The organism is Rhizobium sp. RSm-3, from assembly GCF_001854685.1.
In the GTDB taxonomy this organism is placed as follows: Bacteria; Pseudomonadota; Alphaproteobacteria; order Rhizobiales; family Rhizobiaceae; genus Rhizobium; species Rhizobium ecuadorense.
On record NZ_MAWZ01000035.1, the window covers coordinates 109,380 to 127,014 of the forward strand.

The following is a 17,635-nucleotide window of genomic DNA, read 5'->3' on the forward strand; positions in this document are numbered from 1 at the left end:
GACATGAAACCGGCGAAATCCTCGCCCGTGCAGATCGCCCGCCGCGGTCTGATGCTCGTCATCTCGTCGCCGTCGGGCGCCGGCAAGTCCACCATCGCGCGCACGCTGCTGGAGCAGGACAGGCAAATCGGCCTCTCCGTCAGCGTCACCACGCGCCAGCGCCGCCCGAGCGAAGTCGAGGATGTGCATTACCACTTCAAGAGTGTGCGCGAGTTCGAGCGGATGCGCGACAGCGATGCGCTGCTCGAATCGGCGGAGGTGCATGGCAATTTCTACGGCACGCCGCGCGAGCCTGTGGAGCAAGCCATGGCCGAGGGCCGCGACATGCTGTTCGACATCGACTGGCAGGGTGCCCAGCAGTTGCAGGAGAAGATGTCGGCCGACGTGGTTTCGATCTTCGTGCTGCCGCCGACCATGACCGAGCTGCAGTCGCGGCTGCACCGCCGCGCCGAGGATTCCGAGGAGGTCATCCAGACGCGTCTGGCCAACAGCCGCGCCGAGATCGCCCACTGGCGCGAATATGACTATGTCATCGTCAACGACGACCTCAATGCCGCTTTCGACGCCGTCCAGTCGATCGTCAGGGCCGAACGCCTGCGCCGCGACCGCCGCCATGGGATGTTCGATTTCGTCCGCGAGCTGCTGGAAGAGACGCCGTCGCTCTAAAGACTGTTTGCCAGAAGGCAGAATTCCTCGACCGACAGGGTCTCCGCCCGCCGGGCCGGATCAATCCCGGCCTTGACGAGCAGTCTCTCGCCGCCGAGTGGTTTGAGGCTCTGGCGCAGCATCTTGCGGCGCTGGCCGAAGGCCGCCTGCGTCACTCTTTCCAGATTGGCAACGGCGCAGGGAATGGGGTTTTCCCGGGGCATCAGATGCACGACCGTCGAGGTTACCTTCGGCGGCGGCGTGAAGGCTTGCGGCGGCACGTCGAAGGCCATGCGCGCTTGCGTCCGCCAGCCGCAGAGCACGCCGAGCCGGCCGTAATGGTCGTCGTCTTCCGAGGCGACGATACGCTCGCCGACTTCCTTCTGAAACATCAGCGTCAGCGACTGCCAGAAGGGCGGCCAGGCCTTCGGCAACAGCCAGTTGACCAGAAGCTGCGTGCCGACATTGTAGGGCAGGTTGGCAATGATCTTGATCGGGCCTTCCGGCGCCAAGGCCTCGAAATCGGTCTTCAGCGCATCGCCTTCGATCACCTCCAGGCGGCCGGGATAATGATCGGCGATCTCGGCGAGCGCCGGCAGGCAGCGTGTATCCCGCTCGACGGCGATAACCTTTTTAGCGCCGAGCGCCAGGATTGCTCGCGTCAGTCCGCCCGGGCCGGGACCGACCTCGAAGACGGTCGCTTCTTCAAGCGCGCCCGCCGTGCGGGCGATCTTCTGCGTCAGGTTGAGGTCGAGCAGGAAGTTCTGCCCGAGCGCCTTGCGCGCATCGAGCCCGTGACGCTGTATGACGTCGCGAAGCGGCGGCAGGCCATCAAGTGCTGCCATCAGCGGCGGCTTTCCGTTGTACGGCCGAGTTGGGCGGCGAGCTTCAGCGCCGCAACCAGGCTCTGCCCGCGCGCCAAACCCTTGCCGGCAATGCCGAAAGCGGTGCCGTGATCGGGCGAGGTGCGTACGAAAGGAAGGCCGAGCGTGACGTTGACGCTGTCGTCGAAACCGAGCGCTTTGGCCGGGATCAGCGCCTGATCGTGATACATGCAGATGGCGACATCGTATCGCGCCCGCGCCTCGTCATGGAACATCGTGTCGGCGGGCAGGGGGCCGATCGCATCGATGCCCTCGTCACGTAGGCGCTCGATCGCCGGGCGGATGACATCCTCGTCCTCCCTGCCTATCGTCCCGCCTTCGCCCGCATGTGGGTTGAGGCCGGCAACGGCGAGCCGCGGCGCCTCGATGCCGAAACGCTGTCTCAGGTCTTCATGAGCGATCCGGCAGGTTTCCACGATCAGGTCGCCGGTCAGCGCCTGCGGCACGTCCCGGACCGGAATGTGGATGGTGACGGGAATAGCCCGAAGCTTCGGCCCCGACAGCATCATGACAGGCGTCACCGGGCTGCCGGTCGCTCTGCCGGCGAGATCGGCGAGAAATTCAGTATGGCCGGGAAACCGGAAGCCGGCCTCGTAGAGCACGGATTTGGCGATTGGGTTGGTAACGACCGCGAGTGCCTCGCCGTCGATGACAAGCGACACGGCTTTCTCGATTGCCGCGATCGTGCCCTTCGCCGTTGCCGCATGCGGTTCGCCGGCCACCACCTCGATGCCGGCGGGCACCGTCATGACCGGCAGCGCGTCGGCAAATATGCCGGCAGCCTCGCCGGCTTTATCCGTCTCGCGGATCGAAACCGAAAGGTTGAGCTGGCGGGCTCTCAACGCCAAGACATCGGGATCGCCGATCAGGAAGAAAGGCGGCAACCCGAGTTCGCGCCGCCGGAGCCAGGCCATCAGCGTAATATCCGGCCCGATGCCGGCGGGGTCGCCCTGGCTCAGCGCAAGCGGTCGCGAAAACGGTATCGTCATCGTAGATCAACGATAGGCGATCTGCGCCTTTTTGCGCAGTTCATCCAGATACTTTTTGCTGTTTTCGTTTTCCGGGCTGGCGTCCTTGTCAGCCTTGGACTTGCCGATATCTTCCTGGCGGAAGACCATCTCTGCCGCCTGGTCGTCGGAAACCTGGCGCTGGCTGCAGATCGCCAGATATTCGACGCCCTTGTCGGTGACGCGAGTCCCTGTCGTATTGCCTTTGGCCTGTTCGACCAGCGGCTTCCAATCCGGCGGGATTTCGGGGGCGAGCATACGGCCGAGATCGCGCACGGAAACGTCACGCATCGTCGCGGCAAAGACCTTTGCCTGGTCGCAGCCCGGAAATTTCGAGCGCGACGCCTCGGCTTCACCCTTGCGCTTGCCGGTGATGGCGTTGCGCTTGGCCTGCGGAATGACGAAGATGATCTGCTGCAGCATATATTCGGTCGTCACCGGCTTCTGCTTGTTGTTCTGCATCATGCGCGAGACGAGGTCATAGTTCGACAGCCGCGAGGTTGAACCGTAGCGCGCGTTGACGACCCGCGGCCAGCTCATCTGCACGGCGATGAAACCCTTGAAATGGTCGACGCCGACGCCGGCGCGATCGAGGATCTGCGACATCTGCGCGACGGAAAGTTTGTTGCCGGCCGAAAAGCGCGCGAAAGAGGCATCGACGTCCTGCTGCGAAACCGACATATGGACACGGGAGACCTCCTGCCGCTTGAGCGCCTCGTCGATCAATTGCTCCTCGGCAGCCTTGGCATCGGCCTTGGTATGCTGCAGGCGCAGGAAGGCCTGGCGTTTGGCGACGTCGCCGCTGGTGATGGCGGTGCCGTTCACCACGGCCTTGACCTCGCTTGCGGCAAATGCTGGAGCGGCGACACCCGTCAGCAAGGCAAGCGCCGCCCCGGCGAGGAACTTGGTTATGGCTTTTTTCGCGTCAATCATCTGTTGACCTCCCGATAGCGCCGCGAAACGTTGTTCGCGGCGTTTTTTACCACAGTGCGAGACACGCGGCGAAACCCCTATGCCTCAGATATCGACTGGCGGCAATGTCCTGCATAGGCATACGGCGAAAGAATGGCTTTAGGCCATGTTTGCGCCGGCCGCCTGTCACTCAAGGGTGTTTGTACCGATCTTGATGTCGCCGAGCGTCCGGAAGGTCAGCCTTGCACCAATCGTCCAGTCGCTGGCCGACTCATCGTCGGAGTCCCGGGTATCGGTATAGGCGATCGTGAAGATCGTGCATTCATCCTCATAGGAGAGACCGAGCGTCCGGCGGCTGAGCACATCATTGTTCAGATCCCAGGCGATGCCGCCGAAGATCGACCAGTAATCCTTGAACTTGACTTTGCTGCTGGTCTGAATCTCGTCGTTGTCCTCGGCGAAGCCATAGGCCGGCTGGGCGCTGAGATGGGTGTAGGTCACCTGTGTCTGGAAGGTGTCGTTCTGGTAGGCTGTCGTCAGGTCGCCGCGGCGGAACTCGAAATCCTTCTCGTCGAGGCGGTAGGAGGCCGCGACGGAAACGCCGTACGGCGTTTCGACGCCGCCAAGGCCGACATAATCGGAGCGGTCGGTCTCCAGGCCGGAATCCGCACCGACATTGACGAGATCATCGGTCGCAAAGGAGTTCTGGCCGGCAATCTGATAGGATTGTCCGAAGATGCCGTGCAGTTTGTAGCCGCTGTCGAACGTCCCGGTATACTGGATGCCGACATTGGCGCGGGTGCCGCCTTCGACGCGATCGTAGCCCGAGAATTTATCGCGATCGAACAGCGAGGTGGCGTCGAAGACGAAGCTCTGCGCATCCTCGTTCGGCAGCCGGCCGGCGAGCTGCTCGTCGGGGCGGGCATAGATCTGCGCGATCGGTTCGAGAATATGGGTGCTGTTCTCCGTCGTCATCAGGATCGGATAGCGCAGCTCCAGCCCGGCGGTGAACATCGAGCGGGTGGCGGAATTGTCGTCGAGGTAGTTGCCGGCATAGGGAACGCCGTTGGCATTGACCGGACTGTCCATGTTGAGCGCGAAAGCATCGCCGCGCGCGGCCAGAAGCGGCGTGATCACCAAGCCGGTCGGCGTAACATAAGTGCGCTTCCACTGCAGTTCGGCCGTCAGGCGCGAGGTCTGTCCCTTCAGGCCGCGGAAGCGGTCGAAGCCATCGACGGTATAGAAGTCGTCATGGGTGCGCGAAATATTCGTCAGGTTGACATCGGCCGACAATTCGCCGCCGGCAAGCGGCTGCGGCGCCACATAGTGGTAGTCGAGCGACGGATAGACGATCGCCTGCTGCTTTTCGGCCGTGTTCTTCCGATCGGCATCCTGGACGTCGAAATAGAACGCCCGCATATCGAAATAATTGCGTTTCCCAAGTCCCGTCAGGTAGATCTGGTTCGTGCGATCCGTGCCGGTGAAATCCCGCAGCTTGTAGGTTTTCGAGAAATTGTTGTCGCTCTGCACCATGACGTCCCAGCCGAACGTCCAGCGCGGATTGATGCGGAATTCGGCCTTCGAGGCAACCATGGCACGCTGACCGGCTTCGGCATCGCTGGTGCCGGAGCTGAAATTGTCCGGCTTTGCCTGGTCAATGCCGGCGACGCGCAGAATATGTGTGCCGTTTTCGAAGCGCTGGCGGAATTCGCCTTCGACGAGGAAGCCCTGGGCGGTGTAGCCGGTGGTGGTGACCGTCGCGTCCATGCTCGGCGAGATCACGTAATAATAAGGAATTGAAAGACCGAAACCGAGATTCTGCGACAGGCTCATCGTCGGGAAGAGAAAGCCCGACTTGCGCTTCACCGTATTGTCGGGGACCTCGATGAACGGCAGGAAGGCGATCGGATAGCCGAGCAGCTCGAAGCGCGCACTTTCCAGACGGATCGTGTGGGTCACGCCGTTCTGGATCACGCGCTTGGCCTTGACCTGCCAGAAAGGCGCACGCTTCGGGTCTTCGGCGCAGGGAAGGCAGGCGGTGTAGACGCCCTTATTGAGAATCATCATCGTGCCGCCGACACGCTGGCCGCTTTCGGCGACGATACGCGTATTGTCGGAGGTTTCGATGCGCAGTGAGTTCAGGAACCCGTCGGCGAAATTGTCGGTCACGTCTAGGTTGTCGGCATAGATGCGGTTGCCGTCCGGGCTGACCATCTCGACATTGCCGAGCGCCATCATCCGGCCGGTCTTCTGATTGTACTCGACCTTCTGCGCGACCATTTTATAGCCGCCATAATTGATCTGCACGCCACCGACCGCCGACACCAGGTCGGCGTCACGGTTATAGACGAGTTCATTGGCCGAAAGCAGAAGCTTGGCCTCTTCAGGAATCTTCTTCGCTATATTTTGTTCGGGCGCGCTGGCCTGGCCGTAGGAGGCCGGAGCGCTGCCGAAATAGGAACATGAAGCCGCACTGACAAGCAGGGCAACCAACTGTTTACTAAAATACTTGCGGTCGCCTGCCGCCACTAGCCGTCCTCCTGATGAAGCAGAATAGTCGCACCCAAGGCCAGCGCGACGACCACCGGTATCCACGTCGCCACGAAGGGGGGCACGACTCCACTGCTTCCGAATGCCTTTACAAGCACGGTGATGACATAAAGCACGAAGCCCGAAAGGATGCCACCCAGAATCACGGAGCGGGATTGGTTGAACCGGCTAAATTTTAGGGACACTGTTGCAGCAATGAAAGTCATCGCCACCAGCAGCAGTGGCTGGGACAACAAAGAGTTGAATTGCGTCTCCAGCGCCTTGGTCGAGATACCGAAGGATTTGGCTGCGGCAATGCGGTTGGAAAGGTCAAAGAAACCAATTGTTTCCGGCGCCGTCAGCCGCTCCTGGACGAAGTCCTGTTTCAGATTGGTGCGAAGTTGAACCGAAGCTTTACGCACGGGGATTTCGCCAGGCTTGCGCTCTACAACGTTGTTAAGTTGCCAGTAACCATCTTCCAATTTCGCCGTCGCGGCATCCTGTCTCAGAATGACCTGACCGCTTGAATCGAAATGGATCAGCACGGCGTCGATCAGCTTGGTTCCGTTCTCCTGAACCGTGTGGGCGCCGATGATGACGTCGTCCCGGCCGCTGATCTGGCGCAGCCACGGAATCTGCGGCGCCTTGCGCAGAACCGCGTTCTCGCCGCGCCAGTCGGATTCGACGAGCAGCGCCTGGCGCTGTCCCCAGGCGGCAAGCGGGTTGAGCGCCGTCATCGTCAGTATGCCGAGCAGCAGCGAGCCGGCGATGAAGGGGGACATGAACTGCCAGACCGAAATGCCGGCTGCACGCGTGACGACGAGCTCATATTTGCGGTTGAGCCCGATCAGCACCGTCATGCCGACGAACAGCGCGATGAAGGGGACCGTCTGCTGCAGGATGAGGGGCAGGCGCACGGCGGTCATCAGGATGCCGCCGCCGATCGTATAGCCGGGCAGGCCGGACATGCGGCCCGCCGTCTCGCTGAAATCGAGAAGGAAGGAAATCGCCGAGACGCCGATCAGGAACCAGCCCATCGTCACCAGGTAGCGGCGAAAGAAATAACGCGACAATGTCCCGAACATCATTGGGCGGCATCCCTGCCGGTCCTGCCGGTAGCCGCAAGCAGCCTTTCCTGCATCCGTCTCCAGAAAGACGACATCCGGTCGCGAACGAACGAAGGCATGGCCAGTCGTTTGTGCAGGCCGAGGAAGACGATCGAGACGATGCTGCTGACGATCGGTATGGCATAGAGAACGACGATATATTCAGGGTCGGTGTCGATCTGATTGGCCGCGTAGAAGGCCGCCCATCTGAGCGCGAAGGCATAGGCGAGGGCGCTCACCATCGGATGCAGCCGCGCTTCGCGGTGCGAGCGCGCATCGCCGGCAATCGCCAGCGAAAACAGCGCGAAGACGACAGGCAGGACCCAGTCCGTCAGCCGCCGATGCAGTTCGGCGCGATAGCTCTGCGGCCGGATCGTATAGTCCTTGTCGGCCGGGTCCGGATTGATCAGGAACCACAGGTCACGGTCGCTGGCGCGCAGCGTCGCCTGGCCGCGATTCTCGGTCATATCGGAGAGGTCGAAGGAGTAGGAATCGAAATTGATCACCGAGACGTTGCCGTCCGGCGTTTTGCGGTGCACTTCGCCCTGATGCATGATCAGCGTCGTGCCCGTATCGTCGACGGCGCCTTCCTTCGCATAATAGATCAGCTCGTAGGCCGGGTCGCGCTCGTCGGCGACGAAAAGGCCCTTCAGCATGCGGCCGGCCATCCGCTTCGAGATCTGCACATAAAGGCCTTCATCAAGCTTGCGGAAGGTCTTCTCTTCGATCACCGAAGAGAGCAGGTCGGCATAGGTCTCGGCGATCATCTGGCGCACGACGGTCTTTGCGCGCGGCTCGACGACGTTATCGACGAAGAAGGAAAAGAGGCTGACGACGGCGGCAAGCAGCAGGATCGGGCGGATCAGCACGCTGCGCCGCGCCCCGGCCGCGTCGATGACGGTCAGCTCGGAATCGTTGTTCATCGTCGTCAGCGTCTGGGTGATGGCGATGACGAGGGCGAAGGGCAGGACAACAGGAATGATCGACGGCAGGATCATCGTCGCGAGCTTGGCGAACGAACCGATCGACTGGCCGCTGTCGGTGACCAGGTTGATTCGCTGCAGAACCTGAGTCGTCCAGATGATCGCCAGAACGGGCAGGAGCGCCACGAGAAACATCTGGCCGACGCGCCGCAATATGTATGTCTCGAGTAATTTCATGCCTGCCCTTGAAAGCACCTGCACGCCCAAACGGCTTTGCAGGAGAAACCCTCTACGCTCTTTGTCGCCGTATTGCGACAAGCTGGTGTCAAAAATTCATTCAATTTTCAGAATTTTTTTGATGCTGTTGCGACTCGGTTAACGCCAGCAACGCGGCGAAGACGACAAGCGAGGAAAGCCATCCGAGAACGACGTCGGAAAGGTAGTGCGCGCCGAAGGATAGCCGCATCGCAGGCGTCAGAATAGAGATCGCCGCCAGGGGTGCTGCCACCGCATACCGCAAGGATTTCGGCACGAAAAGCAGCAAACAGAAAAGCCAGCCGGCGCTCGCGGCCTCGCCAGAGATGAACGAACAGTTCGAAACGCATTTTCCGGCAAGCGAACCGGCCTCGACGAAATGCAGCGCGCCGCCGAAAATGTCCGTCTGTATCGGCCGCGGCCGGCCCCAATGTTCCTTCAGCACGACATTGACGAGCAGCACCGGTCCGATCAGCAGCGTTCCCAACGCCACTTTCAGCTTGCGCGCCCGTTCGGCCTTGAAGGTCGCGCCATGCTGCTGGTAGCATTCGATGAATTTCCACACCATCACGATGGCCACCACATAGGGCAGGCGGAAGAAGATGGTGCGCAGCAGGTCGAAGTTCCCCGAGTCGCGATAAGGAAAGCCGCCGCAGATGCTTCCGGCCGCTGCCGTCGGATCGCAATCCGTGGCCAGAAAAAAAAGCTGGGAAAAATAGATGTCTATCCCGGGAAAGGCGCGGAAGACGGCAAGCAGCGCCCACCACACCCAGAACAACAGCATGAATGCACCGAAAGTCGTTTTAGGCAGGCGGACTACTGGCCCCCGCGGGCGATTTTTCGAAAAAACTGTCAACGCGAATATCTATGAAACTGACGAAAACATGAGGGCCGTGATGGCCGTGGGCGACCATAACAATTGTCGCAAGCCATTGACAGACCCGCCAAACGCGAAATTATCCGCCGGGAACGGATTTCAAAGAATCCCTGCGGAGAAGACATGTCAGCAAAGTTCGAAATCTCATTTTCAAAATCGGTAAAGCTCACCGGCGGCCTGGCGATCCTGCTGAAGACCGGCGAAGCCGACAGCGCTGCCGGCGCCGAAACAGTCGATCCGGCGGGCGTGATCGCCAAGGCCGCCAGGATCTCCAGATTCTCCGCGAAATCCATGAGCGCGCTCGATATCGTCGCCCCGGAAGGCGCATCCGTCGAGCGCATCGTCGTCATCGGGCTCGGCAAGGCCGCCGACCTCACCGCCCATGACTGGCTGAAGGCCGGCGGCAGTGCGGCAGCGAAAATCAAGAATACCGACAAGGCTGCCGTGTTCATCGACGTGCCTGGCCTTCAGACGAGCGTGCGGGCAGCCGCCGATTTCGCGCTCGGCATGCTGCTGCGCGCCTATAGTTTCGATAGCTACAAGACGAAGAAGAGCGACGACGAGGAAAAGGCGGGGAAATCCGTGAAGGTGACGATCGTCACCGCCGATCCGGCCGGCGCCAAGAAGGCGTTTTCCGATTCCGAAGCCATTGCCGGCGGCGTCAATCTTGCCCGTGACCTCGTCAACGAACCGCCGAACGTGCTCGGCCCCGTCGAATTCGCCGCCAAGGCGAAGGAGCTGGAAAAGCTCGGCGTCGAAGTCGACATCCTGACCGAGAAGGAAATGCGCCGTTTCGGCATGGGCGCCCTTCTCGGCGTTGCCCAGGGCTCCGTGCGCCCGCCGCGCCTGGCGGTCATGCAGTGGAAAGGCGGCAAAGCCAAGGATCGTCCCATCGCCTTCATCGGCAAGGGTGTCGTCTTCGATACCGGCGGCATTTCGATCAAGCCGGCCGCCGGCATGGAGGACATGAAGGGCGATATGGGGGGTGCGGCAGCCGTCACCGGCCTCATGCATGTGCTCGCCGCCCGCAAGGCCGCCGTCAACGCCGTCGGCGTCATCGGCCTGGTCGAGAACATGCCTGACGGCAACGCCCAGCGTCCTGGCGATATCGTCACTTCGATGTCCGGCCAGACGATCGAGGTGATCAATACCGATGCCGAAGGCCGCCTCGTGCTCTGCGATGCCCTCTGGTACTGCAACGATCGTTTCAAGCCGCAGTTCATGATCAATCTCGCCACGCTGACCGGCGCCATCGTCGTGGCGCTCGGCAGTGGGCATGCCGGCCTGTTCTCCAATGACGACCAGCTTTCCGCCCAGCTGACGGCAGCCGGCCTTTCCACAAACGAGAAGCTCTGGCGCATGCCGCTCGGCAAGGATTACGACAAGCTGATCGACAGCAAGTTCGCCGACATGAAGAATACCGGCGGCCGGCAGGCCGGCTCGATCACCGCGGCGCATTTCATCAAGCGCTTCGTACAGGACACGCCCTGGGCGCATCTCGACATCGCCGGCACGGCGATGGGCTCGCCGCAGGACGAGATCAACCAGTCCTGGGGTTCCGGTTTCGGCGTGCGCCTGCTCGACGAGCTCGTTCGCGCCCATTATGAAGCCTGATGACGGACGTTCTCTTTTATCATCTGACCGAAACCAGGCTGGAAGACGCGCTTCCGCCGCTGATCGACAAAAGTGTCGAGCGCGGCTGGCGCGTCGCCGTCCAGACGCGTGAGCCGGCGCGGCGCGATGCTCTCGACGCGCATCTCTGGACGTTTCGCGAGGAGAGTTTTCTGCCGCACGGCACCGACGAGGGCGATTTCGCCGAAAGCCAGCCCGTGCTTTTGACGGTGACCCCAGGCAATGCCAATGCTGCGACCGTGCGTTTCATCATCGACGGCGCCGAGCCGCCGCCGGTCGATGCCTATGAGCGCGTTGTCTTCATGTTCGACGGCCACGACCAGGCGCAACTGGAGGCCGCCCGGGCGCAATGGAAGAAGCTGAAAGGCGAGGGGCATAACCTCACCTATTGGCAACAGACGCCGGAAGGGCGGTGGGAGAAGAAGGCTTGAGCGTGTCACCGCGGCGGTGGCGCGTTACCGCGTCAAGCCTTTGTCGTCGTCGAGATTGGTGAGGATATTGAGCGGCACGATTCCCCCGGCACTTTCCGAGGCTTTGAGTGCCTCCACGGCCAAAACCCGATCTCCATTCGGACTGACGAACGCAAAAGCCCATGCCCGCTCGGCAAAATGTTCAGCGGCATTTCCGTCCAGCCCGCCAGGCGTTCGGCATAATGAGCTTTGAGGATCTGGGGATCGGCGGCGCTGTCGAGATTGCGCGCCAGGATGCGCATGGATTTCTGGCCGAACTGGGCTTCCAGCTGGTCCAGCACCGTTCTGGCCGCTCGCCAGTCCTGCGCCTGGGTCGCCAAACCGAACGAATATTCCTCCGATCGGGAAATGCCCGGCGCATCGGCAGGCATGACGGGCTGTTCGTCCGAACATGCGGCGATGCCGAGAACCGGCGCCAGGAGGGCGCCGATTGTCAGCCTACGAAAAACCTGACCCTTGCGGCGGGTCTTGCTGCTCATGCGGAGCCCCCGAAACAACTGTCATAAGCCTGCAAAAGTCCAAGATGGCGTCCCAAAGCCGCCAATGGCTCAGTCGTGGAACGCGTCCACGAATTTCCGCTTGCCGAGCATGAAGGCGTCGGCGACGTGGCGCAGCGGCGCCAGATCCACATCGGAGGTGCCGGCTTTGATGATTTCGGCAAAGCGGCGGTAGAGGGAGGGATATTCCTGCTCCGGCTCGGCAAAGGTCAGCGTGCCGTCGATGGAAAGCTTGGCGCCGCCTTCGGCGAGAACCATCTGGCCAGCCGCCGTCTCCGCGACGATGTCCCAGCTCTGCTTGCCGGTCTGGCGCCAGTCGAATTCGGCATGAACCGGCAGGCCGCCGGCATCGCGGAAACGAATGTCGGACGCGATGGGCGCATCGCGGTTTTCAGGAAATTCGAGCACGGCCTCAGTGATGAAGATCGGTCGCGGCAGGATATGGGTGACGATCGACAGCGCGTTGATGCCGGGATCGAAAACGCCGAGGCCGCCGGCCTGCCAGATCCAGTCCTGGTTCGGATGCCAGTGGCGTACATCTTCTTTCCAGATCACATGCACGCTTTTGATCGTTGTCGAAGCCAGAAACGCCTTGGCGGCCTCGACGGCCGGCGCATAGCGCGAATGCCAGCTGGCAAACAGCGACGCGCCCTGCTGGCTCGCAAGCGCCTCGAGATCGGCGACTTCGCTGAGCGTTGCGCCGGGCGGCTTTTCCAGGAAGACGTGCTTGCCGGCGACGAGCGCCTTATAAGCCGCTTCGTAGCGATACTGCGGCGGCATGCAGAGCGACACCGCATCGATCGATGGCTCGGCGTCGAGCATCGCCTCGATCGTCGTATAGCTGTTGATGCCTTCGACCGTGCCATGACGGCTTGCCGTGGCGACGAGCTTGAAATCGGCGTTCTTGGCGATGGAAGGGAGGTGCTGGTCGCGGACGATCTTGCCGACGCCGACGATGGCGAGGTTGATAGGAGACATGGTTTCGCTCGAGCCTGTAAAAAGTATGATTTATTGCGCTTCTTTTAGCAGAAAGGAGAGCGCCGACAAGCTCTCCCCCTTCATTCTATTCTATCCTACCGCATGATGGCCCGTCTTACCGCATGATAGTTTGGCGAAGGAAGCTGTAACCCATGGCCGCGCGGGCGGCGCGCTCCTCGGAATTGCCGTCGCCGCCATGCCCGCCCGAGCCGAATTCATGGAAGAGCGGCCGGTGTCCGGCTTCCTCCAGCCGCGCGGCGAAGCGGCGCGCATGCGAGGGATGCACCCGGTCGTCATTGGCCGAGCTTTCGATATAGATCGGCGGGTAGCTGCTCTCGGTCGCCGGCCTGACATTGTGAAGCGGCGAGTAGCCGAGCATGAAATCCCTGTCCGCTGATATCTCCGGATCGCCATATTCGTCCATCCAGGCCTGCCCGGCGCTGAACAGGTGGAAGCGTGTCATGTCGAGCACTGGCACCTGGCACCAGACGGCGCCGAAATCGTCCGGGTAACGCGTCAGCATCACGCCGGTCAGCAGGCCGCCATTGCTGCCGCCCTGGCAGGCGATCCGCGACGGCACGGTGTAGCCGCGGGCGACAAGATCGCGGGCGATGGCGACGAAATCGGCAAACGCCCTGTCTCGCCCCTGCCGCTTGGCGCTGCGATACCAGTCGGGCCCGAATTCGCCGCCGCCGCGGATATAGGCCTGCACATAGGCGCCGCCCTGCTCCAGCCAGCGTCCTGTCACGCCGGAATAGGTTGGCGACAGCGAAACATCGAAGCCACCATAGCCGTAAAGCAGCACCGGCAGCGCGCCCTTGGTCCATTGCTTCGGCAGGACCAGCCGATAGGCAACCCTGGTTCCGTCCTCGGAAACCGCCTCCAGCAGTTCGGACGACATGCCGGTCGCATCGAAATAGCTGGGTGCCGCGGCGATGAAAATCGGCTCGGCCTGCTTGCTGCGGTCCGACAGCTCGAGTCGGTAACAGGCCGGAGGCTGCAGGAAGCCCTGGCCGATGATGCAGAGCGTATCGTCGCCAAGATGCAGATCCGCATAGAGCGGCCTGAAATGAGCCGTCTGCATGTCCGCCGGCAGCGCGATCTCGCGCTGTTCGGCATCGGGCTTCGTCAGATCAAGCACCATCAGACGCGGGCGCAGCCGATCGGAGATGATGAAGACGCACCACTCGCGCATCAGCATCAGCTGCGAGATCGACTGGCCCTCGCCAGGCTGAAACAGGATCCGCTCCGGCCCGAGCGGATCTGTCTCCGAGCCCGGATTGAAGCGCTGCAGCACCAGGCTGCCGGTGGGCACGCGTTCATCGGTCTTTGCCCGCCAGAGGCAGTGATCGCGATTGAACTGAAAGTCCGATTCCTTGGGCAGATCGATGCGCCGCTGCGTGCCGTCGTCGGCGGTCAGGAAGGCGCTGGCCACGCCGATCTCATGGGCGGCGACGAAAATGTCGATCACGCCCGCATGCGCCGAAGCGCCCGACTGGGCGGGGTCGATGACGAGTTTGGAGGCATAGACGTCCTCGTCGGCGGCTTCGAACATGATCGCGGCCTCTTCCGGCCGCTGGCCGCGCTTCAATCGCCGCCCGACGCGCGGCCATCCGGAACGGGTCGCCGAAAATCGGTCGATGGAGCCGAAATAGCAGATCTCGTCGCGGCTCAGCCAGTTGGCATGCGATCGTGCGGCCGGCGTATCGAAACCGCCCTCGACGATCTGTTTGCTCTCGGCGTCGAATTCGAGCAGTCGGAGAAGATCGGAGCCGCCGTCCGAAAGGGTGAGCAGCACCCGGGTCGGCTCCCACGGGCAGGTGACGGCGCCGCGCCAGTTCCAGCGCTTGCCTTCACTGACGCAGAAGGCATCGAGATCGAAGACCGGCTCCCAATCGGCATCCGGCCGCGGCTCCTGGTCTTCAGGCAGACGGAGCCAGACGCCGAGCGGATTGTCCTTGCTCTGCCGGAAATCGAACAGCCAGCCGCCGCGGCGTATCGGCACGATCAGCCGGTCCTGCCGCTCGATCAGCGCCTTGATCGCATCGCGATCCCGGGCGAATTCAGCTGTTCTGAGTGCCGCGTCCGAAACCCGGTTATATCCGTCGATGAACTGGCGGGTGCGCGGATCGTCGTCCGTTTCGAGATGAAGGTTCATAGCTGACCTGCCGGCTCCTGTTTCGCGTCTTTTCAGACGCTGTAGCATTTTGAATTGTGCAGGAGCCAATATTTCGCAGAGTTAGGGCGAAATTGGCGCAGGCCGCGTCAGGCCGAGATGCTCGCGAAGGGTTGAGCCGCCATATTCCCTGCGGAACAGGCCGCGCTCCTGCAGGATCGGCACCACCAGCTGCGTGAAGTCTTCCAGGCCTCCGGGGAAGAAGGGCGGCATGACGTTGAAGCCATCGGCGGCGCGGCTGTCGAACCATTGCTGCATCCTGTCGGCGATTTCGACCGGCGTGCCAAGGACGATATGATGGCCGCGGCCGGCGGCGACGCGCAGCGCCAGCTGCCGGATGGTCAGATCCTCGCGCCTTGCCAGCGCCGTCAGCAGTTCGGCGCGGCTGCGCAACTGATCTGAGATCGGCAGATCGGGCAGGGGGCCGTCGAGATCGTATTCGGCCAGGCTGTGGCCGATGCGTTCTTCCAGAAGCGGCATGGCGCTTTTGATGTCCGTCCACCTGTCGAGTTCTGCAAGTTTGTCCGCGGCTTCCTTGGCCGTGCGGCCGATTACCGGCAGAAAACCAGGCATGACGGCGACGTCGTCCGGCTGGCGCCCGAAACGAGCGACACGCTCCTTGAGGCTTCTGTAAAAAGCCTGCGCCTCTTCGAGGCTCTGCTGCGCGGTGAACACCACGTCGGCGGTGCGGGCGGCAAGATCCTGGCCCGGTCCGGACGAGCCGGCCTGGATCAGGATCGGGCGGCCCTGCGGTGCACGCGGAATATTCAGCGGACCCTTGACGGAGAAATACTTGCCCTTGTGATCGAGGACACGGAGCTTGGCCGGGTCGGCGTAGACGCCGCTCTGCTTGTCCTTGACGAAGGCATCGTCGTCCCAGCTGTCCCAGAGCCCGCGCACGACGTCGACAAATTCCTCGGCCACGGCGTAGCGCTCGTCATGCTCGGGATGGGCTTTGGAGAAATTGTTCGCCGTGCGGGCATAGGAGGTCGTGACGATATTCCAGGCGGCGCGGCCATGGCTCAGATGGTCGATCGAGGCGAAGGCGCGGGCGGTGTGGTAGGGCTCGCCGTAGGTCGTCGAAGCCGTTGCCGCCAGGCCGATCTTGTCGGTCACCACGGCCAGCGCCGAAAGCAGCGTCAGCGGTTCGAAACGGGCGATCGTCGAGGGATGCGCATCGATGCCGCTGGTCAATCCATCGGCCAGGAAGACCATATCGAATTTCGCCGCTTCAGCGATCTCAGACACGCGCTTCAACAGGTTGAAATTCTCGCTTCCCGCCTCGGCGTTAGGATGACGCCAGCCGGATACGTGGTGGCCTGCCCCTTGCAGGAACAGGCCCAGATGGATTTCTCTCTTGCGGGTCATGGCAAAATCTTTCGTCAAACGAGGTCTTGGGCGGCGTCTTGGTTGAGCAGCGCCAGGAGTTGGGCAAGGTCGGCGGTGCTGTGCATTGTCCGGACGAGCGAGGGGATGTCGGCGAAGGCCTGATGACGACCGGTCGCGCCACGAAATTTTTCCGTCGGATTGGTCAGCCCCGGCAGGCCGTCGAAACGGCGCTGTATCGTGCTGCCGTCGGCAAGCGCGATATCGACGATCACGAAGCGGGTCTGTGGATCGCTCGACATGCGCGGCGCGGCCTCGTCATGGCGGCGGCCGGTGCGCTTGGCGAGCGCCATCAGACGTGGCTCGACCGGCTGCCCGTCAAAGTGATCGAGCCGCAAGGCGCCGTCGATCAGGGCCGCCGCGAACACATATTCCGGGCTGAAGCGGGCCTCGATCCCGTTGGTGGGCTCGCTCACCACCAAGGCTGCATCGGCACCGGGGGGATAGGTGAAGGTGATGCGCTCGATTGCGTCTGCGCGCAGGCCTTCGCGGTTGAGGTCGATGCCGAGAGAAGCGACCGGATGGCTGGCGGTGCAGCAGGGATAGGCCTTCAGCGTCAGCCCGGGCGCGACGATCTGCCAGGGTGAGCCCCAGTTCTCGGTCAAGGCGGACAGGCGTTCCGCGCCGAAGGCAAAAACCGAATGGAAGCCGACCGGATTGTCGAGAAAATCGGACGCGCCGCCAAAACCCGCCGCAGCCAATCGCGCCGACAACAGACCGGATCGCGCCGCCATGCCGGCATGAAATGGTTTGGCGTCCTTGCCGAACTGCAGCCGCAGGCCGGAGGACTGCGTTGCTGCAAGGCCCAGTGCAATGGTGGTCTCGTCCGCAGAGGCGCGCTTGAGATGGGCAATTGCGGCTGCCGCGCCCATCGTGCCGAGCGTTGCCGTGGCATGGAAACCCTTCTCGTAGTGTTTCGAGCCGAGCGACAATCCCAGCCGCGCCATGGCTTCGAGCCCGACGATATAGGAGGCGACCAGCGCCTCCGCGGAAAACGCGCGCCCGGCGGCCAACGCCAGCAGCGCCGGAACGATCACCGTCGTTGGATGGCCACGTACGCTTGCATGCACGTCGTCATAGTCGAGCACATGACCGGCATAGCCGTTGACGACCGCAGCCGCCAGCGGATCGGTTCGGCGCGGGCTTCCAATCAGGATCGCCTCACCCGGCAGATCGGCGCCGACGGCATCGGCCAGAAGGCCGGTCGTCTTGTCGCGGGCGCCGGCAATCGCGCAGGCGAGAAAATCGATGATCGCCAGGCGGGCCGCGTCCATCGCCGCGGGATCCTTCGACGGGTCCGAGGAGATGATCGCCTGCGCGAATGCCGAGGTTAGCGGTGCGAATGTTCTCGTCATGAC

At 62.4% G+C, this 17,635-nt stretch carries 14 protein-coding genes and 1 pseudogene; 3 read left to right on the forward strand and 12 right to left on the reverse strand.

The window, feature by feature from the left end:
* Positions 1–3 precede the first annotated feature (3 nt).
* Complete coding sequence (gmk, locus tag BBJ66_RS23440; RefSeq protein WP_049733926.1) at positions 4–666, forward strand: guanylate kinase; 663 nt, start codon at positions 4–6, stop codon at positions 664–666.
* Here the strand turns inward: gmk and rsmA are convergent.
* From rsmA to BBJ66_RS23475, 7 genes are all read right to left on the reverse strand, one after another.
* Entirely contained in the window at positions 663–1,490 is an 828-nt protein-coding gene (rsmA, locus tag BBJ66_RS23445; RefSeq protein ID WP_049733927.1) for a 16S rRNA (adenine(1518)-N(6)/adenine(1519)-N(6))-dimethyltransferase RsmA, read from the reverse strand. The two genes, gmk and rsmA, sit on opposite strands and share 4 nt — an antisense overlap.
* Positions 1,490–2,518 (reverse strand): 4-hydroxythreonine-4-phosphate dehydrogenase PdxA, encoded by a 1,029-nt coding sequence (gene pdxA / locus BBJ66_RS23450; protein WP_071090199.1) that lies wholly within the window; start codon positions 2,516–2,518, stop codon positions 1,490–1,492. Before pdxA ends, rsmA begins: the two co-directional genes overlap by 1 nt.
* Positions 2,519–2,524: 6 nt before the next feature.
* Positions 2,525–3,469: a peptidylprolyl isomerase gene (locus BBJ66_RS23455; RefSeq protein ID WP_049733929.1), complete on the reverse strand. Its 945-nt coding sequence runs from the start codon at positions 3,467–3,469 to the stop codon at positions 2,525–2,527.
* Between the two features lie 165 nt (positions 3,470–3,634).
* Entirely contained in the window at positions 3,635–5,977 is a 2,343-nt protein-coding gene (locus tag BBJ66_RS23460) for an LPS-assembly protein LptD (protein WP_071090202.1), read from the reverse strand.
* Positions 5,977–7,065 (reverse strand): LPS export ABC transporter permease LptG, encoded by a 1,089-nt coding sequence (lptG, locus tag BBJ66_RS23465; protein WP_071090205.1) that lies wholly within the window; start codon positions 7,063–7,065, stop codon positions 5,977–5,979. The genes BBJ66_RS23460 and lptG overlap by 1 nt, the downstream gene beginning before the upstream one ends.
* Positions 7,062–8,243: an LPS export ABC transporter permease LptF gene (gene lptF, locus BBJ66_RS23470; protein WP_071090578.1), complete on the reverse strand. Its 1,182-nt coding sequence runs from the start codon at positions 8,241–8,243 to the stop codon at positions 7,062–7,064. Before lptF ends, lptG begins: the two co-directional genes overlap by 4 nt.
* A gap of 100 nt (positions 8,244–8,343) precedes the next feature.
* Entirely contained in the window at positions 8,344–9,117 is a 774-nt protein-coding gene (locus BBJ66_RS23475; RefSeq protein WP_049733932.1) for a phosphatase PAP2 family protein, read from the reverse strand.
* Positions 9,118–9,261: 144 nt separating this feature from the next.
* Here BBJ66_RS23475 and BBJ66_RS23480 point away from each other — a divergent pair, with 144 nt between their 5' ends.
* Positions 9,262–10,752, forward strand: coding sequence for a leucyl aminopeptidase (locus BBJ66_RS23480; RefSeq protein ID WP_049733933.1), 1,491 nt, complete (start codon positions 9,262–9,264; stop codon positions 10,750–10,752).
* A complete protein-coding gene (locus BBJ66_RS23485) occupies positions 10,752–11,201 on the forward strand; it encodes a DNA polymerase III subunit chi (protein ID WP_071090208.1) in 450 nt (149 codons plus the stop codon). Before BBJ66_RS23480 ends, BBJ66_RS23485 begins: the two co-directional genes overlap by 1 nt.
* Before the next feature lie 24 nt (positions 11,202–11,225).
* On the opposite strand, the pseudogene BBJ66_RS23490 reads toward BBJ66_RS23485, so the two are convergent.
* The 5 genes and pseudogenes from BBJ66_RS23490 to BBJ66_RS23510 form a co-directional block, all read right to left on the reverse strand.
* Positions 11,226–11,719: pseudogene (locus tag BBJ66_RS23490) on the reverse strand (hypothetical protein).
* A 69-nt stretch (positions 11,720–11,788) separates the two neighbouring features.
* On the reverse strand, positions 11,789–12,715 hold the full coding sequence (locus tag BBJ66_RS23495; protein ID WP_071090211.1) for a Gfo/Idh/MocA family protein: 927 nt from the start codon (positions 12,713–12,715) through the stop codon (positions 11,789–11,791).
* 115 nt (positions 12,716–12,830) lie between these two features.
* The gene (locus tag BBJ66_RS23500) at positions 12,831–14,873 is read right to left on the reverse strand and encodes a prolyl oligopeptidase family serine peptidase (RefSeq protein ID WP_071090214.1); all 2,043 of its coding nucleotides are present in this window, start codon (positions 14,871–14,873) and stop codon (positions 12,831–12,833) included.
* Positions 14,874–14,954: 81 nt separating this feature from the next.
* Complete coding sequence (locus BBJ66_RS23505) at positions 14,955–16,259, reverse strand: LLM class flavin-dependent oxidoreductase (RefSeq protein ID WP_071090216.1); 1,305 nt, start codon at positions 16,257–16,259, stop codon at positions 14,955–14,957.
* A gap of 14 nt (positions 16,260–16,273) precedes the next feature.
* A complete protein-coding gene (locus BBJ66_RS23510; RefSeq protein ID WP_071090219.1) occupies positions 16,274–17,632 on the reverse strand; it encodes an MmgE/PrpD family protein in 1,359 nt (452 codons plus the stop codon).
* Positions 17,633–17,635 lie beyond the last annotated feature (3 nt).